We start from the raw sequence: 13676 nt of genomic DNA on the forward strand, positions 1-13676 counted from the left end.
GCCTCCTCAGTTCGTGTCGGAATCGCCGGCACGGGCCATCCGCATCTGCGTGAAGGTCACCGCGACGAGCATCAGGAACAGGGCGAGCGACATCGTCGCGGCGTAGCCGAAGTCGAACTGGCCGAACGCCTTGTCGTAGATGTACATCTGCAGCACCAGCGACGCGTCCGCCGGACCGCCCTTGGTGCTGACCTGGACGATGTCGAAGACCTGGGTCGCGCCGATCACGTTGAGGATCACGACCATCACCAGGATCGGCCGCAGCAGCGGCAGCGTCAGCGAGCGGAACATCTGCCACTCCGACGCGCCGTCGATCCGGCCGGCCTCGTAGATCGTCGCGGGGATCGTCTGCAGACCCGCGAAGATGAGCACCGCGTTGTAGCCCATGGACTTCCACACGTTCAGCGCGGCCAGCGTCGGCACCGCCCAGGTGTCCGAGCCGAAGAACATGACCGGCTCACCGGTGACCCAGGTGATCAGCTGGTTCACGATGCCGAGCTGCGGGTCGAGCATCCACGTCCACACCAGCGCCGTGACGACGCCGGAGATGAGGAACGGCAGGATCATCAGCCCCCGCACCGTCGTGCCGACCCCCAGTCGGTGCAACACGACGGCGGTGATCAACGAGATCCCGACACCCAGCACCACGGACAGCACGACGAAGTACGCCGTGACGCCCAGCGAGTGCCAGAACCTGCCGTCGTTGATCAGCTGCCGGACGTTCTCGAGCCCGGTCCACACCGGTGGCGACAGGATGTGGAACTCGGTGAAGCTCAGGTAGACCCCGCGCAGCATCGGGTAGGCGAAGAACACGCCGAACCCGAGGATGGCCGGTGCCACGAGGAGCCACGCGACCCACGTGTCGTTGCGGCGCGAGGCTGGACCGCTGCGCCTGCGCAAGGGCGGAGGCGCCGTGGTGGCAGGTCCACGCACGACCTGGGCGCTTGTGTCTTGCACGGCTGTCACCACGGCACCTCCTGGTCTCAGATGCGGATGCTGTCGACGTCGAACACGGAGTCGTCGGGGTTGCCGAACCGGATGGTGTTGGTGCCCTTCAACAGGTAGATGGGCACGGTGACCTTCTGGGGCGTGTTCCAGTCGTCGTCGTTCGACCCGGCGACGGGCAGCTCGAAGCTGGTGCCGTTCACCGTGACGATGCCGGTCCTGCTGGCGTCGGCGGAGATGTAGGCCAGTTCGACGAGGTAGGTGCCCTCGCGCGGCGCGGTGACCGCCGGCATCGTGAGGATGCCGCTGCCGCCGAGGTAGCCGACCTTGCTGCCGCCGGAGCACGCGCAGCCGTAGACGGTCGCGCCGCCGCCGGGGCTGCCCTTCTCCGCCTCGTACGTCACGCTTTCCTGCGGCGTCACGAAGCTGACGGGCTTCGAGCGGGCGCCGTTCTGCACGACGGTGAACTCGTAGGAGGTCGCCGGGGTGAGACCGGTGACGGTCGCCTTGGTGTCGGTGGTCGTGGCGACCTTCCTGGTGCCCGCGTAGACGTCGTAGCGGACACCGGTCTTGCCGTACCACTTCAGCGAGACGCTGTTCGGGGTGGCCGCGGTGCCCTGCACGACGCCGGGCGCGACCGAACCGCGCGGGGTGATCGTGAACAGCTTCGAGCCGTGCACCGGCAGGTCCTCGGTGAGGGAGCCGGACTTCTGGCCGACGTCCTTCTTGGCCCACACGTCGCGGACCTTCGCGTTGCCGTGGATACCGAGCCGCGCGAAGTCGGCCGTGACCTTCGCGGGCGTCGCGCCGAGGTTGAACAGCGCCACGGTGTAGCTGCCGTCGCGGTTGCGGGCGTACCAGACCTGCTGGTCGGAGGACTGGTCCACCGGCCGGGCCGGCACTCCCGCCTGGTTGATCGCGATGACCTCGTTGTTGGTCAGCAGCCTGTACCCGAAGTCGTCGATCTTGGTGAGGTCGTCGCCGATGTAGAGCGGCGACGAGGAGATCGACCACAGCGTCATGTAGCTCTGCCGCTCGGCCTCGGTGAGGCCGTCCATCTGGCCGTTGCCGACGGCGACGCTGTCGAGGTTGTTCCAGTGGCCGGGGCCCGCGTCGTCGATCCACTGCACGACGTCGTTCCACCGCTGCTTCACCGACTGGTTCCAGGTGACGAGGGTGTCGCAGTAGCACTCGACGTCGGTGTCGACGCGCCAGCCGTTGGTGTTGGCCTTCCACACGTCGGCGTAGCGGTGGCTCAGCGCCCACGAGATGAGGAACTCGATCGGGCGGCCGGTGCTCTTGAGCGCGGAGTTCCACGCCTTCACGTCGGTCGTGTTGTCGTAGCGCTCACCGCCGCGGAAGCTGCCGGGGCCGACGCCGTCGAGCTTGAGGAAGTCGACGCCCCAGCCCGCGAGCGTCTGGGCGAGGGAGTCGATGTACTTCTGCGAGCACGGGTTCGCGAAGTCCATCTTGTAGGCCGAGTCCCAGCCGTTGGTCTTGCGCAGGTCCGGGTAGACGACGTCCTTGGTGGTGCAGCCGGGCGCGTTGTGGATCGGCGTCTTGCCGTCGTTGTACGCCTTGGGGTCCAGGCCTACCGCGAGGTACGAGCCGAACTTCATGCCCTTGCCGTGGATGTGGTCACCCAGCCACTTGAAGCCGCGCGGGAACTTCTTCGCGTCCACCACCGGCCGCCCGTACTCGTCGAACGAGCCGAGCCAGCCCGCGTCGACGTTCACGTGGTCGTAGCCGGCCTTCTTGAACCTCGCGGCCAGCACGTCGGCCTGTGCCACGACGTTCTTCTCGTTCAACCAGCTGGCGGGACCGTCCGGGTTCACCCCGGGGTAGTTGGTCGCCTGCAACGTCCAGCTGCTCCAGCCCATGTACGGTTTCTCGGCTTGGGCGGCGGTCTGCTGGTGCACCTGGGGTGCTTGGGCCACTGCTGCGGGGACCGCGATCAGCGACGCGAGCAGGCCGGCAACGACACCTAACGCTCTCAAGACCACTCCTTTGTGATTTCCGGCGGTGTTTCAGGCGGTGTTTCAGGCGACTCGGAGGTCGTCCATCGCGTCGCGGTCCCAGTCGATGCCGAGACCGGGCGTGTCCGGGGCGAGCGCGTGTCCACTCCGGACGGTCATCTCGCTCTTCGTGATCCCGCGCAGCTGCGGGATGTGCTCGACGAACCTCCCGTTGGGCAGCGCGGCCGCGAGGCTCACGTGCAGCTCCATCAGGAAGTGCGGGCAGACGTCGGCGTTGAACGCCTCGGCGACGTGCGCGACCTTGAGGAACGGCGTGATGCCACCGATCCGGGCGGCGTCGACCTGGATGATCGAGGCAGCACCGCGTTCGAGGTACTCGCGGAACTGGGCCACGGAGTACAGCGACTCCCCCACCGCGATCGGGATGCTCGTCGACTTCGCCAGCCTCTCGTGCCCGCTCACGTCGTCCGCCGGCAGCGGTTCTTCCAGCCAGGTGAGGTTGACGTTCCGGAACGCGTCGGCCCTGCGCACGGCTTCGGCACCGGTCATGGACTGGTTCGCGTCGACCATGATCGCGAACCGCTCGCCGACCGCCGCCCTGACGGCTTCGAGCCGTTCGACGTCCTCGGTCAGGTCCGGTTTGCCGACCTTCATCTTGATGCCCTGCCAGCCCTGCGCGGCCGTCTCCTTGGCGCCCGCGACGAGGTCCTCGGTGCTCAGGTGCAGCCAGCCGCCCTCGGTGTCGTACAGCGGGACCTCCTGGCGGAAGCCGCCCGCCATGCGCCACAAGGGTTCTTGAGCTCGCAGGCAGCGCAGGTCCCACAGCGCGGTGTCCACGGCGGCCAGCGCGAGCGAGGTGATCGCACCGACCGTGGTGGACCGCGTGTACGCGAAGAGGTCGCGCCAGACGTGCTCGATCCGGCGGGCGTCCGCACCTTCGAGGCGGGGCAGCAGGTGGTCCTTCAGGAGAGCGAGGACCGAGCTGCCGCCCGTGCCGATCGTGTAGGCGTAGCCGAGCCCGGTGAGCCCGTCGTCGGTCTCGACCTCGACGAAGACGGTCTCCTGCTTGATGAACTGCTGGACCGCGTCGGTGCGCAGAGTCTCCACCGGGACGTCGACCTGGAACGCCTCAGCTCGTCGGACCTTTGCCACGCCAACTCCTCGGATCTCTGATCCTATAGGATATTTGACGGGGATTGAACGCTGGCGTTACGAGGGTGTCAACCGTCGTTTGGCCACGGTCGCACGCCTTTGAGAGCGTTTTCAACGGGTTCGGGCATCCGGTTCTAGTTCCGGTCCTCCGATGTTTGCAGCTCACAGCTGCACCACACCGATCGATGGGGATGTGTCGGTGTGTTTAAAAGTGAGTGATTCTGTCTGGTTGTCAGACGGACTCGACGGCGAGCTTCAGCCGCTGCAGCGTCGCCTCGATGTTGTGCTGGTTCGTCACGGCGCGGTTGCCCACGCCGGTCGCCAGCCGCGTGATCGGCACGTACCAGCCGGGCCTGCGGTCCCAGGTCGACTCGGTGACGCGGCAGCCCTCGCCGGTCTCCTCGATGTCGTACTGCCAGCGCGACACGGCCATCCCCAGCGACTTCACCTCGAACGCGAACCTCGTCGCGGAGCAGTCGGTCACCGTGGAGGTCGTCGGCCAGATCCGCCAGCCGCGCTTGTTGACGCCGCGGAACCGTGCGCCGACCCGCGGGCCGGCGGCGTTCAGCCACTTGCCGCCGGAGTACTCCTCGGCGCATCGACTGAGCCCACGGAGGTCGCTGACCAGCTCGAACACCCGCTGCGGTGAGGCGGCAACGTCGATGTGAGCGGAAGCGTCCGGCGTCATGAGGCCGAACTTACTACGGGTAGGTTCGCTGCACCAGCCACTCGCGAACGGTCCGGGCGGACGGCACGATCGCCCTCGTGGCGCCGAGGTCGTACGCGACGGGATGCGTGCGCAGCCATCGCCACATCCTCGTCAGGTCCTCGCCGACGAACCTGTGGAACAGCCAGACCGGCATCGGGAAACCCCGCGGCGCACGACCACGGGTCTCCCGCCAGAGCGCACGGCACTCGTCGACGCTCCGCACGTCCGCGCACAGCGGCAGGTCCGCACCCACGAACCGGTCCGGCTCCGCGAACACGCTGGCCGCCACGGCGCCGACGTCGTCGGCCGAGAACCACAGCAGCGGCCGGTCCGCGCCGATCAGCTTCGGCATCAGGTGCCACATGGACACCGGCGGGTAGAAGTCCTTGTCGGTCATCAGTTCCATGAACGCCATCGGACGCAGGACGGTCAGCGGCAGGCCCAGCGATCTCAGGTGGGCCTGGACCACCAGTTTGTTCTCCCACTGCCGCACACCGGTTCCCGGCACTCCCGGCCCCGCCGAGGCGTACACCACGTGCCGCACGCCCTCCGAAGCCGCGGCGTCACCGACCGCGCGGCCCTGGTGGACCTCCTCGCCGAGACCGCTGGTCATCGGGTTCTGGACGCTGAACACCCCGTGTGCGCCCGCGAAGGCGGCGCGCAGCGAGTCGGCGGACGCCATGTCCGCGCGCACCACCTCGGCACCCGCCGAGGCGAGCCGCCCGGCCGCGGGTGACGAGGGGTCACGGGTCAGCGCTCGCACCCGCCAGCCGGCCGCGAGCAGGTGACGTGCGACCGAGCCGCCCTGGCGCCCTGTCGCTCCGGTGACCACGACCAGCCTGGTGTCGTCCACAGCGGACCTCCTGCTGGTCCATCGCCCGAACGCCCGCAGCCGCTACACGACCGGGGTCAGCACCCGGATGGGAGCTCCACGAAGGAACGCGTGGACGTCCTCGACCGCCTCCCGGAAGTACGTGCGGTAGTTCGAGGCGGTGACGTACCCCAGGTGCGGGGTCGCGAGCACGTTCGGCAACGTCCGCAGCTCGTGCGGGACGGGCAGCGGCTCGGTCTCGAAGACGTCGAGGCCCGCACCCGCGATCTTGTTGCCGCGCAACGCCTCGAGGAGCGCGGCCTGGTCGACGATGGCGGCCCGCGAGGTGTTGATCAGGAACGCGCTCGGTTTCATGTGTGCCAGCGCGGCCGCGTCGACCAGGCCGCGGCTGCGGTCGCCGAGTACGAGGTGGACGGACGCGAAGTCGCTCTGCGCCAGCAGGTCGTGCAGTCCCGTGGCCAGCCGGACGCCCTCGGCGCCGGTGCGGTCGGCGGTCAGGTTGGGACTCCAGGCGACGACGTCCATCCCGAACGCCTTGCCGACGCGCGCGACGGCCTTGCCGAGGTGTCCGAACCCGAGCAGGCCGAGGGTGCTCCCGGCCAGGTCGACGCCGACGGTGCTCTGCCAGGGCCCTCCGGCGTGGAAGGCCGCGTTCTCCACGGCGAGGTGGCGGGCGAGGCCGAGGATCAACGCCCAGGTCAGCTCGGCCGGCGGCGTCTTGGCGCTGCCGGTGCCGCAGACCGTCACGCCGTGCGCGCGAGCGGCGTCGAGGTCGATCGCCGCGTTGCGCATGCCGCTGGTGATCAGCAGCCGCAACTCGGGCAGCCGCGCGAACAACGACGCCGTGAACGGCGTCCGCTCGCGCATGATCACGACGCACTCCGCCTCGGCCAGCGCTGCGGCCGGATCGTCCAGGTGCTCGCGCAGCACCGTCACGTCGAGGCCGGACCAGTCCGCGTTCGCGAGGGCCACGCCCTGGTAGTCGTCGAGCACCACACACCGCATGGGCCGATCATGTCAGAGTAGGCGCATGGGAGCCTTCCACCTGGCACAGGCCAACAACTCGACCGGGCGGTGGGCCTTCGACCACTGGAGGATGCGCGGGTTCACGAGCAGGGTCGACGCGATCAACGACCTCGCCGAGCAGGCTCCCGGTTTCGTGTGGCGGCCGAGTTCCGGGCGGATGGCGGACGACCTGAGCCGGCTGGGCCGCGACCCGATGCGGGAGGCCTACAACCTCAGCGTCTGGGAGTCGGTCGAGGCGTTGTGGGCCTTCGCGTTCAGCGGCGTGCACCTCGAAGCGGTCAAGCGCACCAGGCAGTGGTTCGACCCCGAGAGCGTGCTGGACGTGATGTGGTGGGTGCCCGCCGGACACCGGCCCACGACCGAGGAGGGCCTCGCGAAGCTCGACCTGGTCAAGGAGAACGGGCCGACGCCGGAGGGCTTCACCTTCCGGCGCCGGTTCCCGGCTCCTGATTAGCAGTTGGGGCGCGTGGACTTCCCGGCGAAGCGGTCACCGAGCCACAGCATCGCGTTCGAACCCCACGCGCTCACAGCGGTGACGTGCCCGAGCAACGGCAGCGGGGTCCACTGCACGTCGGCGCCCAGCGAGCACCACTGCGAACGCAACTTCTGCCCGACGCCGAACGGGATCAGCTCGTCCAGCGTGCCGTGGTAGAGGTACACGGGCGCGGCGGGCTTGACCGAGCCGAGCGTGTTCTCCTTCAACCTCTGCTGCCACAACGGGTTCTGGATGACGTCCGGCGTGGTCGTCAGCGCGTTGAGGCGCGTGAACGGTGCCACCAGAGCGATCTCGGCGACGCACGCCTCGCGGATCCTGTCGATGACCTGCTTGCCGCGGGCGTTGAGCAGCGACGCCAGGGGCAGTTCGGGGTAGGCGGCGGCGTATCCGGCGGCGGCCGCGAACACGAGGCCCGATCCGGCGTTGCCGTCGTTGAACTTCGCGACCGCGTTCAGGTCGGCCGGCACACCACCGGCGGCCACGCCGACGACGTTGAGCGAAGGCGCGTAGGACTTCCACTGCTCGGCGGCGGCCGACGCGGCCTGACCTCCCTGCGAGTAACCGAAGAGGCCGATGGGCGCCTCCGCGGACAGACCCGGGACGCCACTCGCCGCCCGTGCCACGTCCAGCAGGGCCCGGCCCTCCGACTGCGCCACCGCGTACGTGTGGTCCCCCGGCGTGCCGAGGCCTTCATAGTCGGTCACCGCGACCGCCCAGCCGTTGAACATGGCCTGCGCGAGGAACGCGATCTCGACCTCGGTGCCGTTCTGCAACTGCCGCGACGGCGCGCACTGGTCACCCAGGCCCTGCGTGCCCATCGCGTACGCCACGATCGGCCGCGGCCCGTTGTTCCAGGGCAGCGGCGACACGAGCACCATGCCGGACACGACGGTGGACGCACCCGTCGCGGTCGTCGAGTTGTAGCGGATGTCGTAGGCCTTCACCGGTGCGGGTAGCAGCCTGAGCGGTTCCGGGTGCCACGCCACCTCCCGGCTGCTGACCAGCTCCCCCGGTGCGGCCGCCGTGGCGGGCGTGACCAGGGTGAACAGCAGGAAGACGGCGGCGAGCACGGCACGGAGCTGCATCGTTGGACCCCTTTGTGGTAACCGGCGTTACCGCAATGTAGGGCCGAACGCCGCAACAGGACAATAGTCCGTTCGGCTTCGTGGATTACGAGAGGCCCTGCGGGAACGTGAACACCCGGTCCGGGTCGTACTTGCGGGCCACCTCGCGCAGCCGGGTCAGCGACGAGCCGTAGTAGGCGTTCGCCCAGTCCGGCATCTGCGGGTCGATGTAGTTGACGTACCCGGTGGCACCGAACATCTTGCCGAGCTCGTCCCGCGCGACGCCCATCGCGCGCCGCGCGTTCGCCTGCCCGGCGGCCAGGGTCAGCTCGACCTGGATGCTCGCGAGCGCGGTCCGGTGCGGGAAGGCGGTGGCCGGGCCACGGCCGACCGCGCCGCCCAGGGCGTCGATCATGTTGTAGGAGTTCGGGGTGTTCTTGAAGATGTCCGCGAGCTTCTGCGGGTCGGTGATCGGTTTGGTCAGCATCCGCGACGTGGCGACGTAGCTGCCGCGCGACTGGCTGCCGCCGCCCCCGTTCCAGCTCGGCCGGCACGAGCCGTCGCTGACCCTGCACCACGCGAACCGTTCCATCGCGGCGAGGAAGCCCTGCTCGGTCTCGCGGCGGGAGCTGGGTTGCGAGCCGACGCGGCGGACGAGGTCGTCCAGCAGCGGACGGAGGTTCGCCGGCGTGCCGACGAAACAGCCGCCGACCTCGACGTACGGGTTCGGGCCGCTACCGGCGCCGACGGTCGAGGTGAGGGCGTCCGGCGCCTTGCCCTGCCAGTCCGGCCACGCGCTGAGCAACGAGGCCAGCGCCGCGGACGGGAACTGGAGCGTGAACGTCGTGAGGTCGCGCGCGGGTTCGGTGCGGAAGACGAACGACGTGACGATGCCGAAGTTGCCGCCGCCACCGCCGCGCAACGCCCAGAACAGGTCGGTGTGTTCGGTGGCCGACACCGTGCGGTGCACGCCGTCGGGCGTCACGATCCGCGCGCTGACCAGCCGGTCGCTGGTGAGGCCGAACTGCCTCGCGGTCACGCCGATGCCGCCGCCCAGCGTCAGCCCGGAGATGCCGACCGTCGCGCACGTGCCCGCCGGCATCATCCGCCCGGCGTTCGCCAGCGCGATGTAGAGGTCCATCAGCAGCACGCCCGCGCCGACCTCGGCCGTGCCGTCCGGCCGGACGTCGATGCGGTTGAGACCGCGCACGTCGACGACCAGCGCACCGTCCGCGGTGGAGTAGCCCGGATAGCTGTGGCCGCCGCAGCGAGCGGTGATCCTCGTCCGCTCCTGGCGTGCGATCTCGATGCACCGCTGCACGTCCGCCGGTGACGCGACCCGCGCGATCGCGCTGGGGCGCTGCGCGTCGTAGTGCGTGAAGTAGCCGAGCTTGGCGTCTCCGTAGGCGGCGTCGCCCGGCCTGATCAGCTGGACGTCCATTGTGGACTTACCGGCGAGTGCCGACACAGCTCCCAGAACGGCCGACTGCAGAAGTGCCCTGCGACGCAACATGGCACGAACGTAGGAGCCGGACGAACTGGGGCACAACGGATCCGAGGACCGGGAACGATCCCGGCTACGGGTTCACAGCCAGGAACAGGAACGCCGCCAGCAGCACCAGGTGAACGCCACCCTGCAGGCGGGTCGCCCGGCCCGGCACGACGGTCAGGACACTGACCAGCACGGTCAGCAGCAGCAGGATCATCTGCGTCGATCCGAGGCCGAGCATCAGCGGCCCGTCCAGCCAGATGGTCGCGAGCGCGATGGTCGGAATGGTGAGGCCGATGCTCGCGATGGCCGAGCCGTAGCCGAGGTTGATGCTGGTCTGGATCCTGTCGCGCAACGCGGCGCGGGACGCGGCGATCGTCTCGGGCAGCAGCACGAGCAGGGCGATGACGACACCGACGAACGACTGCGGGAACCCGGCCGCGCGCACGCCCGCCTCGATCGCGGGCGACTCGATCTTCGCGAGGCCGACCACCGCGACCAGGGCGAGGAGCAGGAAGCCGAGCGAGGTCAGCGCGGCCTTGCCGGACGGGGCCTCGGCGTGGTCGTCGGCCTCGATCACACCGTCCTCGTCGACGGGGAGAAAGAAGTCGCGGTGCCGGACGGTCTGGGTGAAGACGAACAGCGCGTACAGGCCGAGGGAGGCGAAGGCGGCGAACGCGAGCTGCGGGCCGGAGAACTCGGGGCCGGGCGTCGTCGTGGTGAACGTCGGCAGCACCAGCGTGAGGGTGGCGAGCGTCATCACCGTGGCGAGCGCGCCGCCGCTGCCCTCCGCGTTGAACAGGATCGTGTGGTGCTTGATCGCACCGAGCAGCAGCGCGATGCCGATGATGCCGTTCGTGGTGATCATGACCGCGGCGAACACCGTGTCGCGCGCCAGCGACGAGGCCTCGGGGCCGCCGGACACCATGAGCGTGACGATCAGCGCCACCTCGATGACCGTCACCGCGACCGCGAGGACCAGGGATCCGAACGGCTCCCCCACCCGCAACGCGACGACCTCGGCGTGGTGCACGGCGGCGAGGACGGTCGCGGCCAGGACCAGGGCGACGAGCGCGACGAGCACGCCCCCGAGGTCGCTCCCCCACGTCAGGGAGAGCAGGACCATGCCGAGCACGGGGGTGATGGTCGTCCAGTGGAGCAGCGGGAAGCGGGGGGCGGCGGCCATGATCCAACCTTCGCATACGGGATGGACCGTCCGCCATTCGGCGCAGCACTCATTCGCGATGCGACAAATGTGGAGCGGAGCGCCCCTGCCGCGCCCCGCTCCACATTTGTCTGAGGTGCCGTGATCGATTCCTAGAAATCGAAGAGGGCACCGGTGTGCGCCAACATGACGCACGAGTTCGGGTAGGTGTGCACTTCACTGACGGGCTCGCCGCGCCAGAAACCGAACATCGCGACTTCAACGGGCGCGTAGTGGAACGTGCACGCCCTGCCGTCGGCCTGCATCGTCTGCAGGTCGGCACCGGCGGAGGCGAGCGTCGCGCAGGCGAGGGCCCTGCGCGGGTGCTGGTCACCTCGCTCGCAGGTCAGGACGGTCGCCTTGAAGGCGCCGCCGTCGAACTCCGAGTACTGGGCGGTGAGCACGAGCGCGGTGCCACCCCGGGAAGCCGGCGCCGCGGGAGTGGCCTGAGCGGTGCCGGTGAAGGCGAAGAGCGACACGAACAGAGCAACGAACGCAAGAATGCGGCCGGACATGAAAGCGGTCCTCCTGAGACCTCACAAAAACGGGCCGGTTCTCGGCCGATGCAGATGTTGCCATCTTGAATAGCCATGGCGAAAGGGGCCAGGAACTGTTCACCGATCACATTTGCCGAACCACGGAAAGCGTCGTTGGTCCGAATGGATGTGGCGCTCGCCACGTTCACCGGGACACAGCTGCCGACGGACTGTTACGGGTTGCTGACAGACGAGGTTGCGCGCCGACGTATTATTCGAATCATGTCCAAGACCTCCAGACGCGTCGTGTTCGGCGTGCTCCTGATCGTCACACTCGTGGTTTCCACCGGCGGCGCACTGGGTTACCTGGGCAGATTGACGCTCGTGTTCGACCGCCATCCGGGAAAGCCGCTCGCGATAATCGAGGAGGTGCCCGGACCACCGGACGGGCCGAACTGCTCGATCGACGCGCGCTACTTCGACGAGGAACCCGAAGGCCTGCGTCCCGAGGTGTTGAAGGCATGGCTCCAGCTGCGCCAGAAGGCTTCTGAGCAGGGCGTCGAGCTCTGCCTGAACGACGGCAAGCGCAGCCGTCAGCAACAGCGGGCCGAGTTCGACGAGGCGGTCGAGAAGTTCGGGACCGAAGAACTCGCGTCGAAGTACGTGCTGAATCCACCCGACCGCTCGATGCACGTGATCGGCTTCGCGGTCGACATCCAGCCGATCGAATCAGCGAAATGGGTCGAGAAAAACGGCAACACCCTCGGCTGGTGCCGCCGTTACGAAAACGAGCAGTGGCATTTCGAGTACAACTCCGACTACCCCACCGGAGGGTGCCCCGCCCTGATCCCCAGCGCGACGGGCGGCTGAACCCCCGCGCAAAGGTCTAGACGCCTGGCATGCGCGTGAGGTTGCGCCGACGTAATCTGACAAGCCCAGTTACCAGATTGGAGCACCCCCCAGGTGGCCCGTGCGTACGGCGGCATCTCACCCGAGCAGCGCAGGGCCGAGCGCCGGGCGAAGCTGCTGCAGGCGGGCCTGGCGCTGTTCACGAGCACGGGTTTCGCGGGCACCAAGATCTCCGGGCTGTGCACCGAGGCCGGTGTCTCCACGCGCAACTTCTACGAGGAGTTCGCCTCGAAGGAGGACCTGCTGCGCGACTTGCACGACCTGATCAACGCCACGGCGTTCACGCGCGTCCGCACGGCGCTGGCCGAGTTGGAGACCGACGACGTGCGGGTCCGGATCACGGCGCTGCTGGACGTGTTCGTGCGCAGCGTGACGGCCGATCCCCGCGCGCCGCGCCTCAACTACGTCGAGGCCGTGGGCGTGAACGCGGAGATCGAGCAGCAGCACGTGCGCTGGGTGAACACGTGGGCGGAGTTCATCGAGTCCGAGGCGCTGCGGGCGGCGGCCGCGGGCGTGGCGCCGCAGCGGTCGTACCGGCTCACCGCGATAGCGCTCGTGGGTGCGATCACCGGCCTGTTGCGCGAGTGGCAGGCGCACCGGCCGCCGCTCGCGGTCGACGAGATCGCCGAGGAGATCCGCGAGCTCATGCTGGCGGCCGTCCTGCGGCCACACGTACCGCAGGAGCGCTGAACCGGTGGGGCACCGCCGTGCGTAATCCCCGATGTGAGCCGATTCGCCGTTCTCGCGCTGCTCGTGTGCCTGGGTGCCTGTTCTGCACCGCCGGAGCAGGATACCGCCTCGCCCGACGCACCGGAGGCCGCTGCCGGTCCGGTGGCGGGGCCCGCCCAGATCCTGCCGGGAGACATCGCGAAACTGCAGGTCGAGGAGTCCCCCGCGGTCGGTGCCGTCGTCGCCGACCGCGAGGGCAACACCCTCTACTTCAACGCCCAGGACGGCCCGTCGAAGCCGAGCTGCCTCGAACCGGAGTGCACGCTCGTGTGGCCGCCGTTGCTGGCCGCGGGCGGCAAGATCGAGGCACCGGGTCTCGACCAGTCGCTGCTCGGCACGACGAAGCGCCCGGACGGGCTGGAGCAGGTCACCATCGCCGGCAAGCCGGTCCACCGGTACGTCGACGACGAGGGGGCCGGCGACACGACCGGGCACGGCGTGGACGACAGGTGGTTCGCCATCTCGCCGGCAGGCACCAAGGCCGGCCGCTAGACGAGAATCGGGCGTCCGGCGCGACCGCGCCGGGTGACACCGGCACGACACACCGGAACCGGCGACCCCGCAGGGTTGCCGGTTTGTCGCGTTCGGGTTACTCAACCGATTCGTTTGTACCGGAAATCAAGAAACCGGTTTCGCCCGGAACCGGTTTCAGGTATCAACTGTGAGAGC

At 68.9% G+C, this 13676-nt stretch carries 14 protein-coding genes; 4 read left to right on the plus strand and 10 right to left on the minus strand.

Going from position 1 to position 13676, the window contains the following annotated elements:
* Positions 1 to 6 precede the first annotated feature (6 nt).
* The 6 genes from DFR72_RS03580 to DFR72_RS03605 all read right to left on the minus strand — a co-directional run bounded on the left by DFR72_RS03580 (position 7) and on the right by DFR72_RS03605 (position 6619).
* Positions 7 to 957: a carbohydrate ABC transporter permease gene (locus DFR72_RS03580; RefSeq protein WP_211335285.1), complete on the minus strand. Its 951-nt coding sequence runs from the start codon at positions 955 to 957 to the stop codon at positions 7 to 9.
* A gap of 26 nt (positions 958 to 983) precedes the next feature.
* Entirely contained in the window at positions 984 to 2942 is a 1959-nt protein-coding gene (locus tag DFR72_RS03585; protein ID WP_211335286.1) for an alpha-galactosidase D, read from the minus strand.
* 42 nt (positions 2943 to 2984) lie between these two features.
* Positions 2985 to 4073, minus strand: a complete 1089-nt coding sequence (locus DFR72_RS03590; protein WP_090064054.1) for a mandelate racemase/muconate lactonizing enzyme family protein — start codon at positions 4071 to 4073, stop codon at positions 2985 to 2987.
* Between the two features lie 232 nt (positions 4074 to 4305).
* Positions 4306 to 4761 (minus strand): SRPBCC family protein, encoded by a 456-nt coding sequence (locus DFR72_RS03595; protein WP_090064053.1) that lies wholly within the window; start codon positions 4759 to 4761, stop codon positions 4306 to 4308.
* Positions 4762 to 4774: 13 nt separating this feature from the next.
* Positions 4775 to 5635 (minus strand): NmrA/HSCARG family protein, encoded by an 861-nt coding sequence (locus tag DFR72_RS03600; protein WP_170176107.1) that lies wholly within the window; start codon positions 5633 to 5635, stop codon positions 4775 to 4777.
* A gap of 42 nt (positions 5636 to 5677) precedes the next feature.
* On the minus strand, positions 5678 to 6619 hold the full coding sequence (locus tag DFR72_RS03605; protein WP_090064051.1) for a D-2-hydroxyacid dehydrogenase family protein: 942 nt from the start codon (positions 6617 to 6619) through the stop codon (positions 5678 to 5680).
* Between the two features lie 25 nt (positions 6620 to 6644).
* On the opposite strand from DFR72_RS03605, the gene DFR72_RS03610 reads away from it, so the two are divergent.
* Positions 6645 to 7094, plus strand: coding sequence for a DUF3291 domain-containing protein (locus DFR72_RS03610; protein ID WP_170176108.1), 450 nt, complete (start codon positions 6645 to 6647; stop codon positions 7092 to 7094).
* On the opposite strand, the gene DFR72_RS03615 is transcribed toward DFR72_RS03610, so the two are convergent.
* The 4 genes from DFR72_RS03615 to DFR72_RS03630 all read right to left on the minus strand — a co-directional run bounded on the left by DFR72_RS03615 (position 7091) and on the right by DFR72_RS03630 (position 11408).
* Positions 7091 to 8221, minus strand: a complete 1131-nt coding sequence (locus DFR72_RS03615; RefSeq protein ID WP_090064049.1) for a lipase family protein — start codon at positions 8219 to 8221, stop codon at positions 7091 to 7093. The genes DFR72_RS03610 and DFR72_RS03615 overlap by 4 nt on opposite strands.
* 85 nt (positions 8222 to 8306) lie before the next feature.
* Positions 8307 to 9713, minus strand: a complete 1407-nt coding sequence (locus DFR72_RS03620; RefSeq protein WP_090064048.1) for an FAD-binding oxidoreductase — start codon at positions 9711 to 9713, stop codon at positions 8307 to 8309.
* Positions 9714 to 9777: 64 nt separating this feature from the next.
* On the minus strand, positions 9778 to 10875 hold the full coding sequence (locus tag DFR72_RS03625) for a calcium:cation antiporter (RefSeq protein ID WP_090064047.1): 1098 nt from the start codon (positions 10873 to 10875) through the stop codon (positions 9778 to 9780).
* Positions 10876 to 11006: 131 nt separating this feature from the next.
* The gene (locus DFR72_RS03630) at positions 11007 to 11408 is read right to left on the minus strand and encodes an SSI family serine proteinase inhibitor (RefSeq protein ID WP_090064046.1); all 402 of its coding nucleotides are present in this window, start codon (positions 11406 to 11408) and stop codon (positions 11007 to 11009) included.
* A gap of 243 nt (positions 11409 to 11651) precedes the next feature.
* Here DFR72_RS03630 and DFR72_RS03635 point away from each other — a divergent pair, with 243 nt between their 5' ends.
* From DFR72_RS03635 to DFR72_RS03645, 3 genes are all read left to right on the plus strand, one after another.
* Positions 11652 to 12239, plus strand: a complete 588-nt coding sequence (locus DFR72_RS03635) for a D-alanyl-D-alanine carboxypeptidase family protein (RefSeq protein WP_177224508.1) — start codon at positions 11652 to 11654, stop codon at positions 12237 to 12239.
* A gap of 93 nt (positions 12240 to 12332) precedes the next feature.
* Positions 12333 to 12968, plus strand: a complete 636-nt coding sequence (locus tag DFR72_RS03640; protein ID WP_090064045.1) for a TetR/AcrR family transcriptional regulator — start codon at positions 12333 to 12335, stop codon at positions 12966 to 12968.
* A gap of 33 nt (positions 12969 to 13001) precedes the next feature.
* Positions 13002 to 13499, plus strand: coding sequence for a COG4315 family predicted lipoprotein (locus DFR72_RS03645; protein ID WP_170176109.1), 498 nt, complete (start codon positions 13002 to 13004; stop codon positions 13497 to 13499).
* Positions 13500 to 13676: the final 177 nt, after the last annotated feature.

Source organism: Lentzea flaviverrucosa (assembly GCF_003350445.1).
In the GTDB taxonomy this organism is placed as follows: Bacteria; Actinomycetota; Actinomycetes; order Mycobacteriales; family Pseudonocardiaceae; genus Lentzea; species Lentzea californiensis.